At 39.7% G+C, this 26,239-nt stretch carries 20 protein-coding genes and 1 riboswitch; of the genes, 17 read left to right on the top strand and 3 right to left on the bottom strand.

Annotated elements, in window-relative coordinates:
• The first annotated feature begins 182 nt into the window (after positions 1–182).
• Complete coding sequence (locus EP737_RS08715) at positions 183–1,931, top strand: phospho-sugar mutase (RefSeq protein WP_129727581.1); 1,749 nt, start codon at positions 183–185, stop codon at positions 1,929–1,931.
• Positions 1,932–2,005: 74 nt separating this feature from the next.
• Here the strand turns inward: EP737_RS08715 and EP737_RS08720 are convergent, their stop codons facing one another.
• Positions 2,006–3,076: an LCP family protein gene (locus tag EP737_RS08720; protein WP_246040207.1), complete on the bottom strand. Its 1,071-nt coding sequence runs from the start codon at positions 3,074–3,076 to the stop codon at positions 2,006–2,008.
• 1,304 nt (positions 3,077–4,380) lie between these two features.
• On the opposite strand from EP737_RS08720, the gene EP737_RS25985 reads away from it, so the two are divergent.
• The 4 genes from EP737_RS25985 to EP737_RS08735 all read left to right on the top strand — a co-directional run bounded on the left by EP737_RS25985 (position 4,381) and on the right by EP737_RS08735 (position 12,365).
• Positions 4,381–4,551: a hypothetical protein gene (locus EP737_RS25985; RefSeq protein WP_205650905.1), complete on the top strand. Its 171-nt coding sequence runs from the start codon at positions 4,381–4,383 to the stop codon at positions 4,549–4,551.
• A gap of 1,267 nt (positions 4,552–5,818) precedes the next feature.
• Positions 5,819–6,730, top strand: coding sequence for a polyisoprenyl-teichoic acid--peptidoglycan teichoic acid transferase TagU (tagU, locus tag EP737_RS08725; protein WP_129727582.1), 912 nt, complete (start codon positions 5,819–5,821; stop codon positions 6,728–6,730).
• Positions 6,731–7,460: 730 nt separating this feature from the next.
• Entirely contained in the window at positions 7,461–8,369 is a 909-nt protein-coding gene (gene tagU, locus EP737_RS08730; RefSeq protein WP_129727583.1) for a polyisoprenyl-teichoic acid--peptidoglycan teichoic acid transferase TagU, read from the top strand.
• 371 nt (positions 8,370–8,740) lie between these two features.
• Positions 8,741–8,830, top strand: a riboswitch (cyclic di-GMP riboswitch).
• 361 nt (positions 8,831–9,191) lie between these two features.
• Complete coding sequence (locus EP737_RS08735) at positions 9,192–12,365, top strand: trifunctional glycoside hydrolase family 18/polysaccharide deacetylase/glycosyltransferase family 2 protein (RefSeq protein WP_205650906.1); 3,174 nt, start codon at positions 9,192–9,194, stop codon at positions 12,363–12,365.
• Between the two features lie 556 nt (positions 12,366–12,921).
• On the opposite strand, the gene EP737_RS25485 is transcribed toward EP737_RS08735, so the two are convergent.
• On the bottom strand, positions 12,922–13,083 hold the full coding sequence (locus EP737_RS25485) for a hypothetical protein (RefSeq protein WP_165350728.1): 162 nt from the start codon (positions 13,081–13,083) through the stop codon (positions 12,922–12,924).
• Positions 13,084–13,527: 444 nt separating this feature from the next.
• On the opposite strand from EP737_RS25485, the gene EP737_RS08740 reads away from it, so the two are divergent.
• The 6 genes from EP737_RS08740 (at position 13,528) to EP737_RS08765 (ending at position 20,945) form a co-directional block, all read left to right on the top strand.
• On the top strand, positions 13,528–14,706 hold the full coding sequence (locus tag EP737_RS08740; RefSeq protein ID WP_129727585.1) for an efflux RND transporter periplasmic adaptor subunit: 1,179 nt from the start codon (positions 13,528–13,530) through the stop codon (positions 14,704–14,706).
• Positions 14,703–15,395 (top strand): ABC transporter ATP-binding protein, encoded by a 693-nt coding sequence (locus tag EP737_RS08745; protein ID WP_129727586.1) that lies wholly within the window; start codon positions 14,703–14,705, stop codon positions 15,393–15,395. Before EP737_RS08740 ends, EP737_RS08745 begins: the two co-directional genes overlap by 4 nt.
• A complete protein-coding gene (locus tag EP737_RS08750) occupies positions 15,379–16,578 on the top strand; it encodes an ABC transporter permease (protein WP_129727587.1) in 1,200 nt (399 codons plus the stop codon). The genes EP737_RS08745 and EP737_RS08750 overlap by 17 nt, the downstream gene beginning before the upstream one ends.
• A 153-nt stretch (positions 16,579–16,731) precedes the next feature.
• Positions 16,732–17,427, top strand: coding sequence for a YknW family membrane protein (yknW, locus tag EP737_RS08755; RefSeq protein WP_129727588.1), 696 nt, complete (start codon positions 16,732–16,734; stop codon positions 17,425–17,427).
• 575 nt (positions 17,428–18,002) lie between these two features.
• Entirely contained in the window at positions 18,003–20,177 is a 2,175-nt protein-coding gene (locus tag EP737_RS08760) for a S8 family serine peptidase (RefSeq protein ID WP_129727589.1), read from the top strand.
• A gap of 276 nt (positions 20,178–20,453) precedes the next feature.
• On the top strand, positions 20,454–20,945 hold the full coding sequence (locus tag EP737_RS08765; RefSeq protein WP_205650907.1) for a sigma-70 family RNA polymerase sigma factor: 492 nt from the start codon (positions 20,454–20,456) through the stop codon (positions 20,943–20,945).
• Between the two features lie 32 nt (positions 20,946–20,977).
• Here the strand turns inward: EP737_RS08765 and EP737_RS08770 are convergent, their stop codons facing one another.
• The gene (locus EP737_RS08770; RefSeq protein ID WP_129727591.1) at positions 20,978–21,433 is read right to left on the bottom strand and encodes a competence protein ComK; all 456 of its coding nucleotides are present in this window, start codon (positions 21,431–21,433) and stop codon (positions 20,978–20,980) included.
• A gap of 172 nt (positions 21,434–21,605) precedes the next feature.
• Between EP737_RS08770 and tagU (EP737_RS08775) the strand changes: the two genes are divergently transcribed.
• The 6 genes from tagU (EP737_RS08775) to EP737_RS08800 all read left to right on the top strand — a co-directional run bounded on the left by tagU (EP737_RS08775) (position 21,606) and on the right by EP737_RS08800 (position 25,779).
• On the top strand, positions 21,606–22,526 hold the full coding sequence (gene tagU, locus EP737_RS08775; protein WP_129727592.1) for a polyisoprenyl-teichoic acid--peptidoglycan teichoic acid transferase TagU: 921 nt from the start codon (positions 21,606–21,608) through the stop codon (positions 22,524–22,526).
• Between the two features lie 73 nt (positions 22,527–22,599).
• Positions 22,600–23,379 carry an SGNH/GDSL hydrolase family protein gene (locus tag EP737_RS08780; protein WP_129727593.1) on the top strand — a complete coding sequence of 260 codons (780 nt, stop codon included), beginning with the start codon at positions 22,600–22,602 and terminating at the stop codon, positions 23,377–23,379.
• 87 nt (positions 23,380–23,466) lie between these two features.
• Positions 23,467–23,979 carry a DoxX family protein gene (locus tag EP737_RS08785; protein ID WP_129727594.1) on the top strand — a complete coding sequence of 171 codons (513 nt, stop codon included), beginning with the start codon at positions 23,467–23,469 and terminating at the stop codon, positions 23,977–23,979.
• 88 nt (positions 23,980–24,067) lie between these two features.
• A complete protein-coding gene (locus EP737_RS08790; RefSeq protein ID WP_205650908.1) occupies positions 24,068–24,508 on the top strand; it encodes a hypothetical protein in 441 nt (146 codons plus the stop codon).
• A gap of 111 nt (positions 24,509–24,619) precedes the next feature.
• Positions 24,620–24,853, top strand: coding sequence for a hemolysin XhlA family protein (locus EP737_RS08795; RefSeq protein WP_129727596.1), 234 nt, complete (start codon positions 24,620–24,622; stop codon positions 24,851–24,853).
• Between the two features lie 527 nt (positions 24,854–25,380).
• A complete protein-coding gene (locus EP737_RS08800) occupies positions 25,381–25,779 on the top strand; it encodes a DUF4359 domain-containing protein (RefSeq protein WP_129727597.1) in 399 nt (132 codons plus the stop codon).
• Positions 25,780–26,239 lie beyond the last annotated feature (460 nt).

Here is a 26,239-nt window from a genome sequence, read left to right on the forward strand (position 1 = left end):
AAATAGGGAAAATTTACAAAAATATAAAGCTAATTGTCCTTGTTATACTATATAATGGAATCTAATATGATAGGCAGAACATAAGCTGGGAGACAATTGACAGGGCATGTTCTGCTTTTTAGGTGTTTGCCAACACTCTATATTTTACATGAAGTACTATTTGAACAGGAGAGAATTGAATTATGGATTGGAAACAAATATATGAACGTTGGGTTAAATTCCCTCAATTAGATCAAGAGATTAAACAAACATTAGAAACAGTCAGCCAAAATGAGGAAGAACTAGAGGATTGCTTTTATAAAAATTTAGAGTTCGGAACAGGTGGTATGCGAGGCGAAATCGGACCAGGTACAAACCGTATGAATATCTATACAGTGCGTAAAGCATCTGAAGGATTGGCACGTTTTATTGAATCTTATGGAGAAACAGCGAAAAAGCGCGGTGTTGCGATTGCTTATGATTCTCGCCACAAGTCACCGTTATTTGCGATGGAAGCAGCAAAAACCCTAGCAAGCCACGGCATTCAAACGTATGTATTTGAGGAGCTTCGTCCGACTCCGGAATTATCTTTTGCGGTGCGTGAATTCAACGCATTCTCCGGTATTGTTATTACCGCAAGCCACAATCCACCTGAATATAATGGATATAAAGTGTATGGAGAAGACGGCGGACAGCTTCCGCCAAAAGAAGCTGATATGGTCGTTGAGCGAGTAAATGAAGTGGAAAACGAGCTTGAAATTGCTGTAGAAACAGAAGCTGTATTAAAGGCAAAAGGCCTTATCGTAATGATTGACGAAACGATGGATGAGAAGTATGTGGAGCAGCTAAAAACAATTTCTGTAAATCCCGAGCTTGTGGAAGAAATGGGAGATAAACTGAAAATTGTCTTTTCTCCACTGCACGGAACAGCGAATAAGCCAGTGCGTAAAGCTTTAGCGGCGCTTGGTTATACAAATGTAACAGTCGTAAAGGAACAAGAACTGCCAGATGCGAACTTCTCCACAGTAAAATCACCAAATCCGGAAGAGCATGAAGCATTTGAATTGGCAATCCAATATGGTAAAGAAATTGATGCTGATGTACTTGTTGCGACAGATCCAGATGCAGACCGTCTAGGTGTTGCGGTAAAGAATACAGAGGGTGAATACATTGTTTTAACTGGTAACCAAACAGGGGCGCTTATGCTGGAGTACTTATTGTCCCAGAAGAAAGAGAAGGGCGTACTTCCTGAAAACGGCATTGTATTAAAGACTATTGTAACGTCTGAAATTGGACGTGAAATCGCAAAAGCTTACGGCTTGGATACGGTAGATACACTTACGGGCTTTAAGTTTATCGGTGAAAGGATTAAGGAATATGAAACAACAGGAGAGTATATCTTCCAATTTGGTTATGAAGAAAGCTACGGCTATCTAATTGGAGACTTCGTTCGGGACAAGGATGCGGTACAAGCAACAATCTTTGCGATTGAAGTTGCTGCTTACTATAAGAAGCGAGGCATGACGTTGTATGAAGGATTGCTTGAGGTCTTCGCAAAATACGGATTCTACCGTGAAGGGTTAAAGTCGCTCACGTTAAAAGGAAAAGATGGTGCTGAGCAAATAGCGAATCTATTAACTTCTTTCCGTGCGGAAACACCAACAGAATTTGCAGGACTGAAGGTTATTACGGCAGAAGACTATAAAACAAGTGTAAAAACAAATATTACAGATGGTTCAACTGAAGACATTCATTTACCGAAATCTAACGTGTTAAAGTACTATCTAGAGGATGGCTCTTGGATATGCTTACGTCCATCTGGTACGGAGCCAAAGGTGAAGTTCTACTTTGGTGTGAAAGGGATAAGTGTAGAGGACAGTGAAGCGAAGTTAAATAAAATTTCCACTGCATTTATGGAGAAGGTAAACAACAGCCTGATGCAGCAGGCATAACTATAGAGGGCAGGTATTCCTTAGGAAGCCTGCCCTATGTCTATTAATCAAACGTTTGTTTAAAACTACAATGATTATTGAAAATGCTCCGCAACTAACTTCTTCATTTCATCCTCATTAAGCACTAACTGATAATTATTATTTTTTAAAATGTCATCATACATTGTCTTTCCTTCACCACTCAGCTGATGGTACTGAAGTTGCGTAACTGGGTCTGAATCCTTAACAGCTAATCCTAGACTCAGCATGTCTGCTGTTGTCATGTTTGAGGCAACTAAAAGTTGCGGAATGGTTTGAACTAGCTTCGGCAAGTTTTTAATATTTGCCGGATCTAGTGCTGCATTTGCAATACCTACGAGGGCTTCCTTCTGTAATTGCTGACGGCCAAACTCCCCATTTTGCAGCGAGTAGCGCTCATGAACAACCTCTGTTACCATTTTGCCGTCTAAAAAGTGAGTTCCTTTTTGGATAACCTTATTACGGTTTTCAGGATACCACGAATGGGTGAGCTTTACATCAAACGGTATATTCATATCAATACCGCCAACTGCATCTGTCAGTGCTTGCAGGCCTTCATAGTTTGTTTCTAGATAATAATTGATTGTTACCCCAGTTAAGTCGCTGACAGCTTTGATCGCGGCTTCAACCCCTTGTTGTGTCCCTTCTGTTGCCTGTTTAATGTATTGGACACTCGTTAGCTTTGTATAGCCGTAGCCATCTAAGTGTACACGAGTATCACGTGGAATGCTCATTGCATGATATTCTTTTTTATTCAAGTCAACATGAACAATAATCATAGAATCGGAATGTCCGATGTTTTGTCCTTTTCTTTGGTCTGAACCAATTAAAAGAACGTTAAATACACTATTTTGGACCTTGGATTGCTGCTCACTTGTTTGGGAATCCTTTGTGTTATTGGAATTCACAACAGGAACGGTTTTAAAATGATTTTGCGGTTGCAACTGTTTATAAGTGTAGGCAATAGCACCAGCAGCGACGATAGCTATGGTTAGTAGACTATATCCTAGTATTTTTAGCTTTCTTCGTTTCAATATAGGAGCCTCCAATGCTTTTTGATGGCGGTCATTTATAATTTCTGTAAATAACCATAGCTTGATAATACCATTAATAGACCTAGTTTCCAATATCGAACTCTTTAAATATTACTAACAGGGGGAGGGTATGAAGAATTATATTCAGAAGGTTCGTTCTGGTGCAAAAAATCTAGGAGGTTTGGACATCTTTGCGCAAAATAGGATTGAAGCCATTCAGAAGTTATTTAAGTTAGCTGCTTAATCTCAGGGCTAATAGGATATTGCTGTTCTATGGTTCTAGTGAATTATTTTGGCACCAGAACCATTAGATATGTCAGAGGAATTCTTTTCAATCCAATTGTCTGGGATAATCCGTGGCGTTTAAATAAATATTTGATTAAATACTTATAATGAATCAATACAATACTGATAATGAATGTAAACGTTTCCTCATCCTAAAAATGTTAGTTTTTAATAGATATTTTATAATGTTTATTATTAACATAATATCTGGAATAATAAATTTTTCCTGTTATTATTTTGTTTATATAAAGAGATAAAGGGAGTAACTCCAATGAAATTATCAGCAATTATTTGTTTTTTTTTTAAATATCATAAGTATAGTTTTTACACTGACACCTGTGTTAGATGTGGTAGGAAACGGTAAAGAAATACATAACTCTTTAGAGGGCAAAAGATGCTCTCTTTTTTTATTTAAAATTAGGATTTCAAATAATGTAGACAAAGGGTTAGAAATAGCATTCTCGATTCCTTAGGATTAGAGATTATGTAAACCTAATATGCATAGGATATGCATTGCTCCTTGTTCAACTAAAAAGTAGGTTTGTTGAGGAAAAAAATCGAAACTTATCTAAATATCCTATAAGGAAAGATTTTAAAGATGTAGCATTAAAAAGCGAAGGGTATTTAATGGCGGGTTATATTATTCATAATGCAGAAAAAGATGTAGGCTTTCAAGTTCAGGTGTTGAACATGATCCGAATTTAAAAGAAGCGTTCTTTCGTGCAGGCAGGTACACTTTTGAAGATAGTCTTTTAGATGGAATTGGACAACATATCCTCACAGTGTATGTAATTGCAAGTGTAAAATGGATATGAGGGCCTAAAGGAATTGATGGATATGTTGGAGTAGGTTTATTAAAGGCTGGTGGTTTAGCTATAAAAATTGAAACAGCTGGAATTGCACATACAAAGGAAGGTTGGTATCAGCTTTTAGAGAATCAGGATTATTTTTCACTCTATTCTCACTTTGTCGTTCTTGTTAATGGTGAGGACAACTATTACTCGTGTGGGATGAAAGCCTGCGGACTACCTGATGTTGTTGTTTCTTCATGATAGTTCTCCCTTTAAATGCAGGGATATCTCCTGTAATAGATGAACATTCCGTGAAATCTGATGCAGTTATTGTTCCAAGCAAGCAGAGAGGATGGGAAAATACAAAAGGGAATTGAGCTGCAAAAGGCTGAATTTGGCTTGTTGGTCAGTTATACAGGAAACAAGCATAGACAGGTTCACTTGTTGACATCTGTCTATGCTGTTCTTACTTTTGCCCTATCCCTTGTTTAGGAGATATTATCGTCACATGTTAGACAGGCTTGCCATTTGGTATGAAACTCATTTAATTCGCCCTTTATTGGCGCGAACGACATATTGCTCATTTATGCACAAAGTATGAGATACAGCAACCCATATACAAAGGAAAATGCAGTTCTCTCTTAAAATACTTCGATATGAAAGTTTACTCTATCCGGCTTTTCCTATACGCTTTAAAGCTTGTCCCTGTTTCCTATAATAATATCTTCCCTCTTCTTGATCCTTAAAAATAGATATACCAAACCATTCCAATGGAGTCCAAATCTTTTTTAAGTATAAAGCTGGCATTTTTCATCACCACCAAATTGGAATATTTTAGAAGAATTGTAATCTTTCTATCATGTTAATAGATGTTACAACTTTGGTCAAGGATTTCAGTTACTATGTAACAATTTCTTGAGTGAATTGTCATATTTTTATTGATTTTATCATTTTTTTAATTTACCATAATATATTTACATTCGATGATAATAATGGTGACATAAATGTGTGGAAAATATAAGAAAACGACCATAGTTAGGTGGCTATTCCTAAAACAAAATGTACCCTATAGAGAAGATATGTAAAGAGAATCTGCTCTATAGGTTCTTTTATGTTTGGAGATACGGCCCGAAGGAGATGGCAGAGTCGCAGCGGACGTCATTTGGCATTACGATGTATCGGAGGAAATACGCCAGCAGCTTTCACAAAAGCCTTGTCAGCATCTAGAGCTGAAGTCATGTATACAATAGGCTTTGTGATCCTGTATGATATTGAACTGAAGTGGGAGATTCTATCTACATCTGCTCCTTTCTTGCATATAGTTAATTTTCCTCCATTTTGTGTTAATTATGAATGCTTGTATTATTTTTGGAATAAGACTGCAAATGTAATGAGATAAATAAATATAAAACGGAAGCGCATTTTGTTCATGGAATAGTGTAAATTCGCTAATAACTATTATAGAGGGGGACTATCCTCGTAAAGGAACAATAAGATTCTAGAAGAAACTTTTCTATTTTTATGATAAATTGTTTGAATATTTACGATAAAAATGTCGGATTTATAGAAATTCTTTGGGAATCATGTGTGTTCCTAAGGCACTTGCCCTTGTTTAAATCTTTAGCCGTTTCTATCCTTCTATTTTCATTTTCTTACAATTATTATATAATAATAAACATGTGTTTATAAGGTGAAGCGTTTTGATATTATACTTACTCTTAAATAAGAATGTTGGGTGAGAGCAAAGGGAGAGAACTTCATGAGGAAAAAAATCCTGTTGTGGATCCTAGGGATTGTTGGTGTTCTTGTTATTGGCGGCGGAATTTATGCGTATACATTATATTCAAAGGTTTCCAACACGTTAGAAGCTGTGCAGCAGCCTTTAAATCGAGAGAAATCAGAAAAGCGCGAAGATAACGTAGACCTGAAGAGTAAAACACCGATTTCGATTTTAATGTTAGGTGCAGATGAGAGAGCGGATGAGGTAGGCCGTTCCGATACTTTACTAGTTATTACACTAAATCCAAATACAAAGTCGATGAAAATGGTAAGTATTCCACGTGATACATATACAGAGATTGTCGGTAAAGGCAAGAAGGATAAAATTAACCACGCCTATGCATTTGGCGGCATTGATATGTCAGTGAATACAGTGGAGAATTTCTTGGATATTCCAATTGATTATTATATTGAAGTAAACATGGCAGGCTTTAAAGATATTGTAAATGCAGTTGGCGGTGTGGATGTTGTGAATGACCTTGATTTTACATATGAAGGTCATCATTTTGCAAAGGGTCCTCTTCACTTAAATGGAGAGGAAGCACTTGCGTATTCAAGAATGAGAAAGCTGGACCCACGTGGTGATTTTGGCCGTCAAATGAGACAGCGTCAGGTGATTAAAGCTGTTATTCAGAAGGGTGCAAAGTTTGATTCACTTGCAAACTTCGGCGATATTCTAGGAGCGATTCAGCGTAACGTGAAAACAAACCTTTCGCAGGACGATATGTTCCGTATTCAGCAGGATTATGCAGCAGCGCGCAATGAAACAGAGGAAATTCAAATTGAAGGAACCGGTGGCATAGCAGCTGATGGCATTTGGTATTACCATGTATCGGAGGAAACACGTCAGCAGCTTTCACAAAAACTCCGTCAGCATTTAGAGCTGAAGTAATATAATTCATCATAGTATAAATGTCAGCAATCAGACTTTAAAGCGTACATGTAATGGTTTATTATGACTGCCATTACATGTACGCTTTTTTTGTTTTTTGTTATTGTAGTATATCTTTTGGGCGCATCTTGTTGTTTATATAAGAGACTACGTTGAGTTAGATTCCGCTTTTCTTTTCTTGTCCTTAGCTTTTTTAAACGGTTACCAGTTATGTGAACAATTACCCTTAATAATGGAATAATCATGAGCAATAGGAAGGTAAAGAAAATAGGGTGCAATGTTACAGCCTTCTGCCCCGTGTTCTGTAGTATCTGGGGCTATTGCTGCTGACACAAAGATGAGAATTCCCTGATTAGTAAATTCTAAAAAGCAACAATAGCTTACGATGCCCTACTATTAGAATAGAAGAATCAACTTGCCAAAATTCAGCACATTAAAGTATTATCTACAAGGTAATTATTGACTATCTTAATTTTAGTCTAATATAGGAGCTTAAGGCGAAATTTAAACTGGATAAAAAGTGTAAAAATGGATTATATTGTGTGACTTCCATGATATTTTCCCTGGTTAGCAGTATAGTTATGCAATGCACAGAATACACTTGCCGTTTTCCTGCAGGAAACATTCTCTCATAGGGAGGATATTAACAAGTGATGAGATATATTTGGCAATCAAAAAATAGGCCTTCTGCAATTTTGATGAGACAGATAACTTGAAAGGAGCAACTAAGATGAAAAGGAAGCTATTATCTTGGATATCAGCAGTTATAGGGTTTGCTATACTTGGAGCAGGTATATACACCTACCAAGTGTACGCTAGCGTTTCCAAAACATTGAGTAAGGTGAATCAGCCATTAAAGCGCGATGCTTCATCGAAACAGTCTGAAGATATGAAGCAGGGTGCTCCTATTTCCATTTTGTTAATGGGGGCTGATCCCCGCAAAGAGGAACGAGGCCGTTCAGATTCATTAATGCTGATTACGTTAAACCGGACTAAGCAATCTATGAAAATTCTAAGTATTCCGCGTGATACATACACTGAGATTGTTGGAAAGGGAGTTAAGGATAAAATCAATCATTCCTATGCATTTGGAGGCGTTGATACAACAGTTGCGACTGTTGAGAAATTTTTAAATGTACCCGTGCAATATTATATCGAAGTGAATATGGAAGGATTTAAGGATATTGTAAATGCAGTAGGCGGTGTGGATGTGAACAATGATCTAGACTTTACGTACGAGGGCATACACTTTGAGAAAGACACTCTCCATTTGAACGGTGAGGAGGCTTTAGCATACTCCCGAATGAGGATGCTCGATTCCCGTGGTGATTTTGGCCGGCAAATGAGGCAGCGCCAAGTTATTCAGTCTGTGATCAAAAATGGTACAAATATAGAAATTCTTTCGAACTATGGAGCAATCCTAGACGCGATTCAAAAAAATGTGAAAACAAACCTAACGCAAGATGAGATGTTTAAGATTCAGCAAAATTATAAGGAGACCCGTAATAATATTGAGGAAATTGAGATTAGTGGTGAAGGTCAAATGATGGGAGATACTTGGTACTATATTGTCTCTGATGAGGTACGTCAGGAGCTATCCAAGAAACTTCGTGAGCAGTTAGAATTATCGGCACAGTAGCATGAATATGGGCCGAGTTAAAAGTATAATCGGACATTTTTTGAACCAAAATGGGAAATGGACTATTAAGGGAACCTGATGAAATGAATGGTTCCTATAATGGTCTATTTCCTATTTTCTCTTTAAATTTTTATAGTGTAGAAATCTTGGGGCAGTCTCCTTTTTGTATTGCTGGAATGCCTCAGTATAAACTGCTTGCTGACGTTCAATTGTAAAGGTACTTAACATTTATATTATGTCGGGTAATAAAAGTAATGCAAATTTAACCAATAGATGTATTTACTCCCTGAAATAACTTTGTTAGTCTAGTCTGTAGGTTAATAGCTAGGTTGTTCGCAGGTCATACAAAATAGTATTGATGATATATTTGGCTACGATAAAGGCAAACTTGTTGAAAAGCAAGGACGCAAAACTTCAGGTCTACGGTTCTGCTCAAGGACTATGGTGGCTGGGTTACCGAATAGTTCCTAAGGAAAGAGATATTCAATTTATAGATAGGGATAGGCTTTTGTGTTTTTATGCTTAGGACAGTTCAAAATTATGAAGGGAGGCTACTGTTATAATAGCCAATGTTTTGATATTCAACTCTATTTCCAACGTGATAACTTAGCTGAGAATACTGTAAAGTTAGGTGGCTGCATGGTTAAAATATTATCAAATGATATGTACAAAAGAATGAAGAATCTTTTGGGTCATGATCGACGTAAACAGACAATTTCAAACTATGAAACTGCTAATGGAAACTTTGTATTTGAAGATAGTTCAAGAAAAAGGAAGATTGTAATCTGGTGTTTTCTTTGTAGTTTGGCCGTTCTTGCTCTTATGATACTAATTATATCTGGTTTAAGTATATATCTTAGCCCTTTGCTGCCAAAGTGGGATACAAAGGAAGTAAACGAATTTTCAAATATTAGACCCTCGGGGAAAGCGACTGCTGATCCTCTTACACCCTTGCAGACTGATACTGATAAAAACAGTACCTTTCAACAAGAGGAAGATATACATATGGATGATACATATGCATTCTATGTGAATTGGGACCCAAATAGTGAACGATCATTAAGGCGTAATATAGATACGATAGATGTCCTCATTCCCCAATGGTTCCACGTGCAGCCTAACTTAGCATTAGGAGAAGATATTCAGAAGGATATAGGGAATCTAGCGAAAAGGCATAATGTTAAGGTAGTTCCCCTAATCAGCAATCTAATTGATAATGAGTGGAATCAAGAGGTAGTTCATAACCTATTGATTTCTCCTCCAGCAAGGTCAAAGCTCATACAGGATTTACATGGACAAATTAAAAAGTATGGCTATGACGGTATAAATATAGACTTTGAAAATATAAAGGCAGAAGATAAGGGATTGTTTACAAGCTTTATGCAGGAGCTATACAGCGTGTTTCATCCTGATGGACTTCTAGTGACAATCGATATGCCTCCAAATGACAACGCATTTGATTATAACGCATTAAATAATTATTCGGATAAAATGATTGTGATGCTGTATGATGAAAACTTTCAAACTCCGGGTCCTATAGCCTCATCCATATGGTATCAAGAAAACCTTGCGCGTATACCCAAGGATAAGCTTGTCGTTAGTTTGGGCAATTACGGTTATGATTGGGAATGGGAAAGCAGTGAGCCTGGGAAAGTGGTATCCTTTGAAAATGTTATGAGGATGGCAGATAAGGCAAACTTGCAGGTCCAATGGGATGACATGAGTAAAAGTCCCTACGTGAGGTATATGGATAAGGACAAGCTGCACGAACTATGGTTTTTAGATGGTGTCACATTCTATAACCAATTAAAAATGGCTTCAACAACTGGAGTCAAAGGAGTTGCGTTATGGAGATTGGGTACGGAAGATCCAGCGGTTTGGGATATTCTAGAGAATCGAGGAATTGATACACTGCGTCATATAAAGGATAGCGACAGCATCTATAGCTATGGGGAAGGCAATATTTTTCGAGCTGCATCATCTCAGGAACAGGGAAAGCGAGAGCTTATTTTAAATGATTCCGATCAAATTTCGGGTGAGGTTTATCAGTCTATGCCTAAATCATCTGAGATGGAGCGTTTAGGTAATGCGGAAAAGAAGAAAGTGGTGCTAACCTTTGATGATGGGCCTGATCCTGAGTATACGACACGTATATTAAACATTTTAAAACAGTATCACATAAAGGCAACATTCTTTGTTATTGGTAAAAATGCTATGCTCAATAAAGACATTGTGCAACGAATGTATAGCGAGGGACACGAAATTGGTAACCATACGTTTTCCCATCCACATACAAATAGCATATCATACGACCAATTAAAGTTAGAATTGAATGCGAGTGAACGTGTAATTCAAGGTATTACTGGACATTCTTCTTTACTGTATCGCCCTCCATACGGATATGTAGATACAAATACGGTGAATTCAGACTTTCAGAGGATGCTCTATACGACTGGAATGGGATATCTTACAGTTAATTATGATATCGATTCCAGGGACTGGGAAGCAAAAAGCAGTAAGGAAATTGTTGATAACGTTCTACAGCAGCTGCCTAATGGCAATGTGGTTTTATTTCATGATGGTGGAGGAGACAGAAGCAATACTGTTGAGGCGCTTCCTAGGATTATTGAGACCTTGCAAAATAAAGGCTATACATTTGTAACAGTTAGTGAGCTGATGAATACAGAGAGAAGTTCCATTATGCCTTCTGTTAAGGAAGTGGAAAGACCGTTAGTAGAGAGTTTCAAAATTATTATAGGGAATGTAACTAGTTTGAATGGAGTTATTTCTTTATTGCTTTATACTGTATTAGCCCTCTCTGTCCTTCGTGTTTTTATACTACTTTACTTTGCTTTACGGCATAAAAGGCAGGCCCAGCTGTCTAAGGCAGGTAATGATTCATTTCAGCCCCTCGTGAGTGTCATTATTGCTGCTTACAATGAAGAGAAGGTTATCAGCAGGACTGTACAGTCGATTCTAAAAAGTGATTATAAGCATTATGAAATTATTGTTGTAGATGATGGTTCTCAGGACCGGACCTCTACGATCGTATCTGAGAATTTCTCTAGTAATGAAAGGGTACATTTAATTCGTAAGAAAAACGGCGGGAAATCCTCAGCGCTAAATAGGGCAATTCAGAAGGCAAAAGGTGACATCATTATTGCTATTGATGCTGATACAATTATTTCTCATAAAGCTATGTCGTTACTTGTCCGCCATTTTATCGATAAAAAGGTTGCGGCTGTATCTGGCAATATGAGGGTTGGGAACATGCGTAATCTATTAACGATTTCCCAGCATATCGAATATGTGACAGGATTTAATCTAGAAAAACGCGCGTTTAGTTTTCTGAATTGTGTTACAGTTGTTCCTGGTGCAATTGGCGCTTGGCGTAAACAAGTGATCTTGGAATGCGGGGGATTTACGGACGACACGCTGGCAGAAGATACGGATATGACCTTAAGAATTTTATGCCAAGGCTATAGGGTTGCTATTGAAGAGAATGCGTATGCTTATACAGAGGCGCCGGAAGGTATACGAGGATTTTTCAAGCAGCGGTATAGATGGACCTACGGCACTTTGCAATGTCTATGGAAGCATAAGCATGCAGTGTTTTCTAGGGAGCAAAAATCATTGGGCTGCATTGCAATCCCTAATATGCTGCTGTTCCAATATGCATTGCCTTTGGTGGCTCCTGTTTTAGATGCTTTGGCCATCTTCGGGGCCCTTTCGGGAGATATAAAGAAGGCAGCATTATTTTATTTAGGTTTCTTTATCATTGATCTTGTTATTTGTTTATTTACCTTTAGGTTAGAGAAGTTGAGCCTTAAACCGCTTATTTCTCTTTTCTTACAACGGATGTTTTATCGTTACATTATGCCTTTAGTTGTTTGGAAATCTATTTATGCTGCCATAAAAGGGACACGGGTTGGTTGGAATAAATTGCAACGATCTGGAAACCTGGAAGTAAGTGAATCGGTCAAGAGAACCGGATGATTTCTCTTTTAATAATTTTTTCAAAAGTCCTTTCCCGCAAGAGGGAGTTCTACTGAGCTAAAGTGCACATGATGTTTGGATATACTTGGGCGTCTTCTTTCGTTTGAAAAATCTTGCTATTACCGAATGTATTGGTAATGGCAAGGTTTTTTTTCGTTTAGCACACAGGAATGTTTCTATTTAGCAAGCTTTATAGTTGATAAGTAACAGTCTGAAGCAGACCAATGTCTGCTTGTTTTTTTACACTGTAAGGGGGTATAAATTTCCATGTAAAAGCGAATTCAACATAGCCAGAAATTTTAAGGATACAGTATAAGTGCAACCACACCTCTGTCTTTGTTCAAGGGCAAGGCTCGCCAATCGTTGAGTTTTCTTAATCAAACGTTTGATTAAATAGGATATTGTGAGCAATTTAGACGTGAAAGGTGTGCATTTGACAGCTGTTGTAAGAATGTTGTCAAACAAGAGAGGGTGATTGCTTGATATTGAATCGGAGGCATATTTAGCCAAACACTAGTGCAAAGAAAGTCTGCCCTTGGGACGTGTTCTTATTTTCTCACACGGAATAAGCATATTGCTTTGACTCATATAGTTCCAGCAATTCTCGATCATCGAGCTCTAGGATTGCTGCTTCATGTAACGCGTCATCTAGTTCTAATACCCTTTTTTCATATGTTTCCCGTTCTACTTCATTTAAAAAATAATGTTTGATAATCATAGTTCATGTCTCTCCCTACCATTTCTTTTTTCTAGAAAGAATTATACGTCAGGCCATTCTGACAATCAAACGAGAGGGCTTTTTATAAAATATGATTTTCGGTTATTGAAAGGGAACTCGCTGATTGATGAACCACTAGGGGAGGACAGGGACTTATACTTTATTACTAAAACTTCCTACTGCATCGGAATTCACTTCCAGATGGTGAAAGTGCAAAAAAAAGTGCCGTCCTCTCGTAAGGACGGCTATTTTGTACTGATTAAGAAAAGGGGGTACTAGTATTGTATCCATCTCGGATTTTCTTCATACATAATTTTGTGTATAAAATTCAATCTATTTCCTATTGATGAATAATTTGTAAAATTATAAGGGATTCCATTGTTTATATATGGAATTAAAGATATAATTATATAATAGAAATGTGAGAAAGAAGGAGAGAAAAGCATGCAAACTAACGCGGCATTGGCTCCGAAGAAGCGGAAGAAAATATGGATCGTAATCGGAATAATTACGATTATTGGGGTGATGGCTGCTATTAATATAGCAGTTATGCAGAGTAAGAAGACGGGTAAAGCTGCAGATTTACAATTTGCAAATATAAAGGAACGAACATTGAGTAGCACAAAGCTTGTGGCAGGGCGTGTGACACCGGGCGGTACGGAGACATTTTACGTTGATGCAGCCAAGGGAAGTGTAAAGGATATTTTTGTAAATGAAGGCGATGAGGTAGCTAAAGGCCAAAAGCTATTTTCCTATGAAAATCCTGAGCTGGATTTGCAAATCAAACAGGCAGAGCTACAGGAAAAGAGAACATCCCTGCAATATGATCAAGTAAAGGAAAATGTTAAATCGTTAAATGAGGATATCCAAAAGGCGAAGGATGAGGGTGCGGATGCCACGGCGTTAAATTCTCAGCTAAAGGATCTGGAACTGCAGGAAAAAACAACAGAGATCGAAAAGGAACAAAATCAATTAGAGAAGCAGCAGCTAGAGAAAAAACAGGCAGAGCTTATTGTATATAGCACGATTAATGGGCGCGTACAAACGCTTGATAAGGATGCGGCGCAAACTTCCTCAGCAGCGGTCGGGCAGGCAAAGGTATTTATCCAGCTTGCATCAAAGGACCCATATCGTGTGGAAGGAACATTATCAGAGCTGCAAAAGGCACAGGTGCAGCCGGAGCAAGCAATTACTGTTACATCTAAAGCGGTAGCGAATAAAACATGGACTGGGAAAATCATTGAGGTAAGTGATTACCCAACAACGGATGCAACAGCTGAGGCGGCAGGTGGACAGGGAACACAAACCATTTCTTATTATCCATTTAAAGCTGTGCTTGATACACAGGATGGTCTCTCACCTGGCTACCATGTATCGCTTGAAATTAAATTGTCCTCTAATAAGATGATCGCAGCACCTCGCAGCAGCATTGTAGAGGAAGGAGACGAGAAGTTTCTCTACGTTGTAAAGGATGGCAAGCTGCAAAAGCAATCAGTTAAGACTGGTATGAGTGATGGTGAATGGATTGAAATTACCGAGGGTGCAGAAGCGGGACAGAAAGTGCTTAAAAATCCTTCTGAATCTCAAAATGTGAAGGATGGAATGGAAGTGACTTCAAAATGATTCGTTTGAAGCACGTCTATAAGACCTATCAGCAAGGCGCATTAAATGTACCCGTGCTACATGACATTGATGTGGAAATCGAAGGCGGTGAGTTCGTTTCCATTATGGGGCCATCGGGTTCAGGAAAATCAACCTTAATGAATATTATCGGTTGCTTGGACCGTCCGACAGAGGGAGAGTACATATTAAATGATGTAAACATTTTACAGGCTGATCAGAAGCAGCTTGCACTACTGCGTAATAAAAATATTGGCTTTGTGTTTCAGCATTTTCACTTGCTGCCGCGGCTTTCCGCAGTAGAAAATGTGGAGCTGCCACTCGTATATGGCGGAATGAGCAAAAAGGAACGACGCCAGCGAGCGCTTGAGGCATTGGGAAAGGTTGGCTTGGCAGATCGGGTTGATCATTTGCCAAATCAATTGTCAGGCGGTCAGAAGCAGCGTGTAGCGATTGCGCGTGCAATTGCTAATCAGCCGTCCTTCATTCTTGCTGACGAGCCGACAGGTGCGCTCGATTCAAAATCAGGCGAGCAGGTAATGGATATTTTTACGCAGCTTAATCAAGAGGGAACAACAGTGATTATGGTTACGCATGAGGAAGAAGTAGCTGCTTATACGAAGCGCCGCATTATTTTACGTGACGGTCGGATTACGGAGGATCGGAGGGAAGTACATGAGCTTCATGGATAGCATTAAAATTGCGCTTTCCTCCATTATGGCGCATAAGCTGCGCTCTGTTTTGACAATGCTTGGCATTATTATTGGTGTCGGCTCCATTATTACGATTGTGGCGATTGGGCAGGGCGGCGAAGCGGCGTTAAAGTCGCAAATTGCCGGCGATGGAAATAACACCATTCAGCTTACCTTTACACCAGATGAAGAGGATTTGTTTGCCAATCCTTTTGAGCAGACGCCGACATTTACGCAGGATAACCTGTTCCAGCTTCGGAAGATTCCAGAGATCTCACATGTGATTACCATGAATAGCTCCATGAATGACATCACAGTGGGGGAAAAAACAAGCAGCGTAAACATCAACGGTATTACAAAGGATTATTTCGCGGTGAACAAGGTGGAAGTGACAAAGGGGCGAAAGCTCGACGAAGGGGATTTTTCACAGTCAGATAATGTTGTTATGGTGAATGAACGAGCAGTGAAGGAAGTGTTTCAAGGGGAAAACCCGGTTGGACAAATTATTGAGGTCATGGGGCAGCCATTTCGGGTCATCGGCGTATTTAAGTCAGGTGATGAGTTTTTAGGCTTTGGACTTCCAGAAATGCTGATACCATTATCTCTTTGGCCAGTTTTATTTGGAACAGATGATATTCAATCTGTTACGATCCAAGCCGTGGATGCAGACAGCATGCAAATCGCCGGCCAGAAGGCAGCTGATATGCTCAATGCAAGTAAGTCCGATGATTTGAAAGGGAAATATGAGGTATTCAATTTAGAGGAGCTGCAGAAGCAAATTTCGCAGTTGACCGGTATTATGACAAGCATTATCGGTGGGATTGCCGGTATTTCTCTTCTTGTCGGAGGGATTGGTGTTATGAATATTATGCTTGTATCTGTGACAGAGCGGACAAGAGAAATCGGGATTCGTAAGGCACTCGGTGCAACGCGCGGAAAGATTTTGCTGCAATTTCTCATTGAGGCAATGATGCTTACTGCACTTGGCGGCATCATCGGGATTGGTCTTGGTGTTGGCGGGGCATATATTGTTTCCATCTTTGCAAAATGGCCGCCTCTTGTCTCATGGCAGGTCGTTGTCGGAGGTGTTCTATTCTCCATGATACTTGGTATCATCTTCGGGCTTATTCCAGCCAACAAGGCGGCGAAGCTCGACCCGATCGATGCGCTTCGGTATGAATAAAAGTGCAATCGACCCGCTTTGCTCCCGTGGAAGGTGCTCCTTGCCTTCTATGGCGGGGGAATATTCAGCGGATGCAGTCTGTTTTACAGCCTGTGGTCATAAGATCTACAGGTTGTATCATAGAATTTCTAATGAAAGAGGAGGAGATTTCTATTGGAACCAAATGTAACAGCAACAAATGTAGAGTTAGAAAAACCGTCATTATGGGGCGTCATTACCTCTCCATCCCTTCAATTTGAAAGGATGAAGCAAAAAGCGCCAATCGGTCTGCCTATGCTGCTGATGGCAGTTTTATATGGGGTCATTGGTGCACTGAGCGCTTATTTTGTTGCATCAAGTCCGGAGATTGCAGGACAGATGCCGGCAGATATGCCGGAGGAGGCGCAATTTTTTACCTCTGCGATATTCGTTGCGATTATGGGTGGCGCTGGTGCTCTAATTGGTATTCCGTTATTATTTTTAATTACAGCACTGTTTTATAAAATTTGTATGATGATTATGGGAAATGATACATCCTACAAGAAGCTGTTGTCACTTTCGATTTATACGAGCGTAATCGGTGTGCTTGGTGGATTCTTGAATGCACTATTGATGGCTATATTTGGCGGTTTAGATGTACAGTATACAAGTCTTGCTCCACTGTTTGAAGCAGGCACGATGCTGCATAGCATTGGGTCAGCATTTGAGGTATTTAGTATTTGGGGTCTTGTTGTAACGGCCATTGCATTGCAAAAGACGGCGGGTCTTCGCAAAGGTCAGGCAATTACACTTGTTGTAATATTCTTTGCGATTAGCCTTGGTTTCAGTATACTTGGTGGTGTGCTTGGCAATGCCAGCTTTGCACCTTAATACGTAAGAGAAACGCCCCCATTGGTGTTGTAATTTTACAACCAATGGGGGCGTTTTTTATTGGTGACACATATCTTAAAAGCTGCCCCCGGATACGGATATATGGATTAAAAAATAACTAGCGTATTCTGTACTGGGAACGGATTCCTTAAGTAGCTCTACCTAGGGGGTGATAGAATTTCATCCTCCCGTAGCTTGAACTATTAATGTACACTGATTTCAATTGATTCTAACAAGAGGGTAGCAAATGGGGCACATGATTAGAGCCATATTGGTCGTGGATGATGAATTTTGGTATCAACAGCTTCCTTCAGATTTAGACAAGGAATAAGACATTAAATATTCAAATATAAAGGAAGGTATTATTGCTTCTATAGCAAATATATAGATTTACAGTTTTTTATTTTCTAAATTTTAGGAGAATGGAAAACTATCTTAATTAATATGGTTTACTCCTATCAAGAAAGGGGGGCAGCCAAGTTACATAAGGAAGTTCGTATGATTAATTTATATCCCTTCATGTGGTTTACTTCTAAGGTTAGTATCGTTCTTAATCAAGAATTTAGGGGGGCATTATGAAAAAGATTACTAGTATCGTTTTAAGTGCGAGTTTGGCATTTGGGGCTATCCCTGCTCTTGCAGAAGCTTCTCAATCCGCAGATCAGCCAACTGGAAATCTGAAAAAAGGATCTCAAAAGGTAACGCCAATTGTTCAGGTTCCAGCTAAAAGCGCCAAAAAGGCCAGGAATGTACAAAGTTTTGCAGTCAAAAAAGGTAAAAAGTTTAAAGAAAATGAGCTCATCGTAAAATTCAAGAATACCTATGATGTGCAAAGCTTAGGGGAAGTTCAGGGTGCACTAGGTTTAAAGAAGAAGAAGGATTTGGGGGATAAGGGAACTAAGCTTGTGGAGTTTAAATCCGGGGTTAAAATTGAGGATGCAATTAATGCCTTAAAGGCTTCACCTCTAGTAGAATATGCAGAACCCAATTATATTCTATATCCTTCAGATGTAGAAGCGGAAGCAACACCAAAGGATGTTACAGATCCTTTATACGGAGAGCTGTGGGGATTGAGAAATACCGGACAAAGTATTGAATGGGTTACGGGAACACCAGGAATTGATATTAAAGCAGAGGGAGCATGGCTAAGAACACAAGGAAATCCAAATGTTGTGGTAGCTGTTATTGATACAGGAACAGATATTAATCATCCAGATATAAAGAATCAAATCTGGAAAAACCCAGGGGAAATTGCGGGTGACGGCATTGATAATGATAACAATGGCTATATCGATGACGTAAACGGTTGGGATTTCTTTCATAACGATAATACAGTTTTTGATGCTGATGATGGGGATGAGCATGGGACGCACGTATCAGGTACAATTGCAGGCTCTGCTAATGGCATAGGGGTAATTGGTGTTGCTCCAAACGTAAAGATTATGCCGCTTAAGTTCCTTGGACCGGATGGCGGGGATAGTGCCGACGCTATTCAGGCAATTAATTACGCCAAGGCTAAAGGTGTAAAGATTACTAACAACTCATGGGGGGGCGGAGACTTTAGCCAAGCCTTATATGATGCGATTAAGGGCTCAAATTCTCTATTTGTAGCGGCAGCCGGAAATGACGGGATCAATATAGATACTCAGGTGAGCTATCCTGCAGGTTTTGACTTACCTAATATTCTGTCAGTAGCTGCGATTGATAATACAGGAAATGTAGCTGATTTCTCTAACTACGGTACGAAAAACGTAGATATTGCAGCTCCTGGAGTAAGCATAAAGAGCTCTGTTCCAAAAGGATGGTCCTCGGATTATTCTTATGCCTATGAGTACTTGAATGGAACATCGATGGCCACTCCTCATGCGACGGGGGTTGCGGCATTGCTGCAGAGTACAAATAGCACTATCAGCCCAGCGGATCTGAAAAGCTCTATTATGAATACGGTTACAAAACTTTCCTCTTTAACGGGAATAGTTGGAACAGGGGGGCTGTTGAATGCGCAGGCTGCTGTTAACACACAGGCAGATAATGATATTCCAGGTAAACCATTCCCTGGTACAACAGTGAGCAATACTGTAAGTGCTACAACGGATTTGGATGATGTCTATTCCTTGGATCTGAAAAAGGGTGAAAAGGTAACAGTAACATTAACAGGTGCTGCTGGAACAGATTTTGATCTCTACCTTTATAAGCCTAGCGCGACAACAGTAAAAAGCAGTGATGGAATTGCAATTTACTCCGAAAAGGCTGGGACTTCCAGTGAAACCTTCACGTATATTGCACCTGAGGCAGGAACGTATTATGTTGATGTATATGCTTACAAAGGAGCAGGAAGTTACACGGCAACTGTGAAGCAAGGGGCAACAGCAGGAACATATGAAAACAATGCTAAGGAGATTGGATATATAGGATCATGGAGTACTCTCTCCGCTGCAGATGCATCAGGGGGATCTTTTGTAAGAACGAATGTAGGTGGATCTCAAGTACAATTCGTGTTTAATGGAACCGGTATATCGCTAAGGGGGGCTAAAAGTAGCACACAGGGAATTGCAAAGGTAACGATAGATGGTGTGAGTTCGGAAGTAAACTTATATGCTCCATCTCTTGCGTATAAAATTGAATACTTTAAAAAGACGGGACTAGCAGCAGGAAGGCACGTCGTAACAATTGAGTGGACTGGAAAAGCTGCACCAGGTGCCCGTAAGAGCGCTACCTATATTAACTTGGATACGATTGTTGTAAATTAATCATTTCGGATAATCTCATGAGGGACGAGCAAAATGCTCGTCCCTTTTACTGCAAAAGGAAAACCGCCGGCTATGAACTGCACCTTAATTTGAAACACTCCTAATTTTATACATAGTAGCTGTTTTCTAATTGGTAATTTTAAGTTATGTCTAACTAAACTTCAAGTTAGGAATACATAGGGTCATGTTTGGGCAGATGAGCATTTCTAGCATTACTTTTATTGTAAAGGTACCGCGGAATAACAAGAAGGACGCGTCTTTTAGAAGGATGCTATGATGAAGCCGTCTACATTTGAGGAAGCTGCCCAGTTATATGAACGAATGATTCGAAAACAATTAAAGAGACTATGTATTTATCGGAATCATGATGAATTTTATCAGTGCGGTTTAATTGCACTTTGGAAGGCATATGAACAGTTTGATGAGCGAAAAGGGGCCTTTTCGACGTATGCGTTCTATACAGTGCGAGGTTATTTGCTTGGGAAGCTGAATGGGGAGCGAAAGATAGAAGAAAGGCAGGTTATGCTGGATCCAGAGCTTGCAGAAACCATTGCAGCTGATGAACCGGCGAGTGATGCTGATTTTTTTCAGTATTTGGCACCGTTAAATGGGAGGCAGCGCTTAGTTATTGAGGAGCGGTTTTATCATGGTAAGAAACTGACTGTGATTGCGCAGGAGCATGGGATGACATACGATCAAGTACGTTCATTTTACCGGAGGGCTATTCAGAAAATAAAAGAGTATACCGATGAGAAAAAACTAATGTGAGGGAGAGAAAGGCTGCCGTTTGGCAGCCTTCATTACGTAGAGCAAAGCTGGAAGTGCGTAAGAATGCGGGCGGCTCTTTGCAGCTGTTGCTTAGTATGGTATGTACTGCAGTCAAGCAGAAGCTCCTCGCCATTTGTAAATAGCAGCAAGGTTTTCTTTCCGTGCGCCTGGACCTCGCGTACATGGGCATAGCAGTACCAAATGCAATCCCATTTATTTGGTGATGTAGATGGAATAGGGCAAATATTTCGTTTCCAGCACAGCGGAATCGGCAGGTTTCTTTGGATATGGAGAAGACGCTTAATAGCTTCTCGTTTGCCTTGGTAGCTTGCGCCAGTACGTATACAAGCATCGTCGAGCAGCTGCTTACATGTTTTTTCGGAATAAAAGACACCTCTTGTATCAAGAATTTTCGTTTGATATAGCGGATGGGCATAGGGAAGAAATGCAATGGTGTGTTCACAAATCTGATAATCTGTTAGCTTCATTGGATATCCTCCTTTTATTTTTGGAGTTTTATTTCACTTTTATATTATAACTGAAAATTAGTTCCTATGAGGTGCGAAATTTAAAATTTTAGGATAAAACTTGTAAAAAGATGTTTGAATGTAGCGTTTTCGGGTACGATAACCGTATCTTTACGGGAAAGAGAGAACGAGCATGAAACGAAAACGAATTTTTATTTGGCTGGTCGTTTGTCTTGCGGTGCTTGTAGGGGGAGCTGGTGTTTATGCTTATCAAGTCTACTCCAATGTGAATCAAACACTTGAATCGGTGCATCAGCCTGTGCGTAGAGAGGCGATTGAAGTAAGACCAGAGCCTCTTGAGTTAAAGCAGCTTGACCCTGTTTCGATAGTGCTGCTTGGTGTGGATGAACGGCAGGGAGACAGGGGACGTTCTGATTCTCTTATGCTTGTTACTGTTAATCCGAATGAGAACACAACAAAGCTTGTTAGCATTCCGCGCGATACATATGTCACAATAGAAGGAAAGGGCAGGCAGGATAAGGTTAATCATGCATATGCCTTTGGCGGCGTTCCAATGACGCTGAATACGCTGGAGCGATTTCTTGGTATTCCAATTGACTATTATATTGAGGTGAATATGCAGGGCTTTCAGGAGATTGTTGATGCGGTCGGTGGTGTAACCGTTCATAATACATTTCCTTTTAGCTATGAGGGCCATTCATTTGCAGCAGGAAGCATTCCGCTTAATGGAGCGCAGGCACTTGCGTACGCACGCATGCGCAAGGATGATCCAAAGGGTGATTTTGGCAGGCAGGAGCGGCAGCGGCAGGTCATTGAGGCAGTGATGAAAAAGGGCGCTTCTTTTTCTTCCCTTACGCACTACGAGGATATCCTCCAAGTTATTCGGCAGCATGTAAGGACGAATCTAACAGCTGCAGAAATCTATGAGATGCAGAAGGATTATCAGCAAGCTGCGCAAAGCGTAGAACAAATTGAAATTACTGGGGAAGGAAAGCGAATAGGGGGCATTTGGTATTACGTTGTACCAGAGGCAGTGCGGCAGCAGTTATCAAATCAGCTGCGCAAACATTTGGGACTAGCTACAGAATCTTAAAGCAGATTGGAGAATTCCAGTCTGTTTTTGTTTGCTCTGATTTGGTAACATAGAAACGAAGGGAGTTGGTACGATGTGGAAAAGAGTTGGCGCAGCTGGTATTGTAGCCGTAACGTTAGGGGTAACAGTAGCCGGCAATCTGCATTTTAAGGACAAAATTCAAGCTGCAACAATTAATATGAAAACGGTGCTTCAAGATGCTGTACCTGGAGGACAACAGCAGGACTCTTCTTATACCGAGCACATGAAGAACCTGCCAGAGGCAGTACAAACGAAAATCAAACAGGCCATAGAGACGAAAAAGCCACTTCAGCTTGTGATTGCTGGGGATGAAGCTGTAACAGGCTGGCCTGATATACTAACAAAGAATCTACAGGATACATATGGGCCTGGTGTTTTTCAGGTTACTGTGAAATCGTACCCACAAAAAACAACGCAGCAATGGGTAGATGAGCAGATTTTTGAGGATATAGCCCACTCGAAGCCTGATATTGTATTGTACGAGCCTTCTTTGCTTGTTGATGCCGGCGTGATTGGAAAGCAGAAGTCGATGAGTAATATTTCTGTCATTTTGGATGAGATTACAAAGAGCGTCCCAGGTGTTGCTATATTTGTACAGCCGCCGAATCCGCTGCACCAGGCAAAGAATTATCCGATTACTATACAATTATTAAAAGACAGCATGGAAAGCAAGGGGATTACATATCTAGATCATTGGCAAAACTGGCCTGATCCAAATGGAGATGATATTGTAAATTATCTTGAAAAATCGGATGGCTGGGCAAATTCACAGGGACAGCAGGTTTGGGCACAATATTTAACAAACTATTTTACAGGGGACCAAAAGGAATAGAATAGGAATCTACCTGAATATGTTGACTTCATTTCTGTTTACTCCTACGATTAGAGAGAGTACATACAGCAGTGAGGGGGAGCGGGAGTGTTTTCGGATTTTTTAAAGAAAAATAAGAAGATGGCATGGTTTCTAGCGATTGTGCGGTTTTTCTTAGGAATTGTATGGTTTAGGCATGGGTTTGAAAAAATTTCAAACAAAAGCTTTGATGCTTCCGTCTTTCTGAAAGATGCAATCGCTAAAACATCAGGGACTGATCCAGTTGTGCAGGATTGGTGGGCATTTATCGCAAAGTACTTTTTCCTGCCGAATGTTGATATTTTGAATTATCTCGTGCCAATTGGGGAGTTCTTCGTCGGTCTTGGTCTCATGACCGGTGCATTTACAAGACCGGCTCTCTGTTTTGCTCTTATTATGAATTTCTCCTATTTACTAAGCGGCTCCATGAATATTAATCCACAAATGATTCTTTGGTCATGGCTGCTTCTATCGGCACGTGATAATGCTGGACGAGTTGGGGCGGATGGTTGGATTTTTTCTTCTATCAAGAAGAGAATGGCCCCGGCGCCAGCCAAGCCACCGGCCAAACCACCAGCGTAAAGCAGCTTATCTAAGCTTAAGCTGGTTCACGTTGGAAAATCCCAAAGTTTTGGGATTTTTTTTATGGACTACTTCGTTTTTCAACACCGTGAGTGCACCAGATGCCAAAGGCATCAGGTGCACTTTTTTTATTGTTCTCACAATAATTCTCTGTGTATTATCCAAGTGTGGAAGCGAAGGGAAATATGGAAGTAGTTTACTTGCTCAGTTTCTTCTTTTCCCTTATATGATCATTACACCATTATTTCTTCTTGCTCTATTCGGTTTTCTTGTAGAGCAAACAAGTCTGGGTGATTACTTTATTGAGGAAACTAGTAAATCACATCCCCTACCTAGTTACTTATTCTTTGGTCTGGCTCCTTTGTTTGTAGTTGGAATCACCGGGGGACTTCTAAGTTTTTTTGTAGCTTGGTCAGGTGGTTCAGGGAACAAGAAAGAACAACAAAGAGTACAAGAAATGAAATTGATAGAAGAAGTAAGGGAAAGACGGTTAATAATGTTGGCACGGGCAGGGGTGGTTTACTTATGAAGGGGGACGTACAAAAGTATTGGAAATATTATGAAATCCCTTCAACACCAGTAAGGTTTTCCTAACATATAATAATAGGACAAGTTGATAATATTGAGAGGAGAGTGATATATGGAAGGAAACGAATGTCGAAAGGAAGAGATAAAACAATTTAATGAAGAACAAAAGAGCCTATACCGAGATGTCCGTTCCTTAGAAACAAAGGTACTTCTTAATGAAAGAGATATCAATGAAATCAAAGGAGAGATTCAAGGAATCAAAAGTAATACCACCTGGATTTTACGTGTTATCATAGGTGCCGTTATTACGTATATCTTATCAGTTTTATTTCGAGGTGGGCTGTAAGATTACTCCGGATAAATAGGTGGGACTATACGGTCTATTGATTCATGTTTGCAATAGGAGATAGTAAGATAAATAAGGAGATTTACTATGGAACTCACAAAAGAGGATATTTTTAAGGGGCGGTGCAACTGGAAAACCATAGTTGTGCTTTCCTCGCACTGTAGGAGAGTATAAACTTCCAGCGAGAAATGAATTCGACATATCGGAAAGTTTCGGGAATACAGTATAAATGCGACCACGCCCCTGTCTCCGCCCAAGAACAGGGCTCGCTAATCGGCAAGTTTTTTTATTGGCCGGCTTAATTGCAACTCATTATAATCTTTTGCATTGGAAAATCGGGCTAGACCTTTGGAAAGAATTCAAGGACAATCCGCATTTTGAGTTATACAATGTAGTAGACAAGTTTGTTTTTTAACAGTCAGAAGCAGTTTATCTAAGCTGCTTGTTTTATTTCTTGAACTTGTTTCATAATCTATATTAAAGAAAAGCATTCGGTAGATAACATCTGAAGAAACGGGGGTGAAGAAATGAAATGGCGTTATATTTTGCTGCTTGCACTGATGGGCGGTCTCCTCTATTTAGCGAATACGAATCCGGAAAAGGAAGAATACACAAAGTGGGCTTCTGAGCAGCTGATTCAAGGAAGTGATCTTCATAAGGCGTTATCAAAAACCGAGCAGGAGGATGCAGGCAGTCTTTTTGGAGAGCTGGCGTCTCTTGGTAAGCGGCTGACAGAGAAATACGTACAGCCACAGGTTGGTTTGTTAATTGAAGAGTATACAACAAAGAAGGACTATATATTTTTTTCTACATATACAACCTCATTTACTATCGGGGGAAAAACTTATACGTACGTAACAATTGGTGCGGCAGATCGCTTTGTGCCGATTCAAGTACCAGAACAAACGAAAGAGGAAGGAGCTTAGGCTCCTTCCTCTTTCGTACTGTAAGAAAGTATAAATTTCCGGCTGAAAGATAATTCGACATAGCGAGAAATTTTAAGAATAGAGTATAAGGGCAACTATGACTCTGTCCCCGCCCAACGGCAGAGCGCGTCAATCGACGAGTTCTATTTATTGATAATAATTTATTATTACAGGGTTGTGTGGTGGAACATTTGGAGTAGAAGTCTGAGCCAACCGATAAGCGAAACCCATAAAATGAACGACAGGGCACCTCCAAAAAAAAGTCCCTTCAAAAAATTTCCTTCTGTGTGTGTGTTCATACTATCCTTCCTTTCTAGAATGAATGATAGTCATTATTGGTTTGAGATGCTTATACTATACATAATATTCTACATTAATTTTGAAAGCCCTTTCAAAAAGGGGTGTTTAACCTAAAATAATAAAATTTTTCTTATATTATAAAGATATGTAAAATTTTAAT

It is taken from the genome of Ectobacillus funiculus (genome assembly GCF_004138295.1).
Classification (GTDB): domain Bacteria; phylum Bacillota; class Bacilli; order Bacillales; family Bacillaceae_G; genus Ectobacillus; species Ectobacillus funiculus.

Coding starts and splice junctions, on each gene's coding strand:
- EP737_RS08740 (WP_129727585.1), top strand. CDS start 13,528: ATGCAAACTAACGCGGCATTGGCTCCGAAGAAGCGGAAGAAAATATGG.
- tagU (WP_129727582.1), top strand. CDS start 5,819: ATGAGGAAAAAAATCCTGTTGTGGATCCTAGGGATTGTTGGTGTTCTT.
- EP737_RS25485 (WP_165350728.1), bottom strand. CDS start 13,083: ATGATTATCAAACATTATTTTTTAAATGAAGTAGAACGGGAAACATAT.
- EP737_RS08765 (WP_205650907.1), top strand. CDS start 20,454: ATGAAGCCGTCTACATTTGAGGAAGCTGCCCAGTTATATGAACGAATG.
- EP737_RS25985 (WP_205650905.1), top strand. CDS start 4,381: ATGCAGTTATTGTTCCAAGCAAGCAGAGAGGATGGGAAAATACAAAAG.
- tagU (WP_129727592.1), top strand. CDS start 21,606: ATGAAACGAAAACGAATTTTTATTTGGCTGGTCGTTTGTCTTGCGGTG.
- EP737_RS08715 (WP_129727581.1), top strand. CDS start 183: ATGGATTGGAAACAAATATATGAACGTTGGGTTAAATTCCCTCAATTA.
- EP737_RS08750 (WP_129727587.1), top strand. CDS start 15,379: ATGAGCTTCATGGATAGCATTAAAATTGCGCTTTCCTCCATTATGGCG.
- EP737_RS08735 (WP_205650906.1), top strand. CDS start 9,192: ATGATACTAATTATATCTGGTTTAAGTATATATCTTAGCCCTTTGCTG.
- EP737_RS08795 (WP_129727596.1), top strand. CDS start 24,620: ATGGAAGGAAACGAATGTCGAAAGGAAGAGATAAAACAATTTAATGAA.
- EP737_RS08770 (WP_129727591.1), bottom strand. CDS start 21,433: ATGAAGCTAACAGATTATCAGATTTGTGAACACACCATTGCATTTCTT.
- EP737_RS08745 (WP_129727586.1), top strand. CDS start 14,703: ATGATTCGTTTGAAGCACGTCTATAAGACCTATCAGCAAGGCGCATTA.
- tagU (WP_129727583.1), top strand. CDS start 7,461: ATGAAAAGGAAGCTATTATCTTGGATATCAGCAGTTATAGGGTTTGCT.
- EP737_RS08760 (WP_129727589.1), top strand. CDS start 18,003: ATGAAAAAGATTACTAGTATCGTTTTAAGTGCGAGTTTGGCATTTGGG.
- EP737_RS08780 (WP_129727593.1), top strand. CDS start 22,600: ATGTGGAAAAGAGTTGGCGCAGCTGGTATTGTAGCCGTAACGTTAGGG.
- EP737_RS08800 (WP_129727597.1), top strand. CDS start 25,381: ATGAAATGGCGTTATATTTTGCTGCTTGCACTGATGGGCGGTCTCCTC.